Source organism: Burkholderia sp. Ac-20345 (genome assembly GCF_017104825.1).
GTDB classification, from domain to species: Bacteria; Pseudomonadota; Gammaproteobacteria; order Burkholderiales; family Burkholderiaceae; genus Burkholderia; species Burkholderia lata_B.
Genome location: NZ_JAAGPO010000570.1, coordinates 1 through 324, shown reverse-complemented (window position 1 = coordinate 324; position 324 = coordinate 1). Strand labels below are relative to the sequence as shown.

The 324-nt window shown below is 54.6% G+C and carries 2 tRNA genes; both read left to right on the top strand.

The window, feature by feature from the left end:
• The first annotated feature begins 50 nt into the window (after positions 1-50).
• A tRNA-Ile gene (locus G3O06_RS48735) sits at positions 51-127 on the top strand.
• A gap of 93 nt (positions 128-220) precedes the next feature.
• Positions 221-296, top strand: a tRNA-Ala gene (locus G3O06_RS48730).
• Positions 297-324: the final 28 nt, after the last annotated feature.

Sequence of the window (324 nt, the reverse complement as noted above, 5' to 3'; positions counted from 1 at the left end):
GCAAAGTTGAGCGCTCACGCTTATCGGCTGTAAATTAAAGACAGACTCAGGGGTCTGTAGCTCAGTCGGTTAGAGCACCGTCTTGATAAGGCGGGGGTCGTTGGTTCGAATCCAACCAGACCCACCAATGTCTTGTCTGGCGTGTCGGTGATCGTTAGTGCTTTAGCACTTACGAGCACCCCATGCCGACAGGTTGAACACCTGAGGAATACCTGTACATGGGGGCATAGCTCAGCTGGGAGAGCACCTGCTTTGCAAGCAGGGGGTCGTCGGTTCGATCCCGTCTGCCTCCACCAATCACCAACGCTAAGGGCTTGGTTCAGA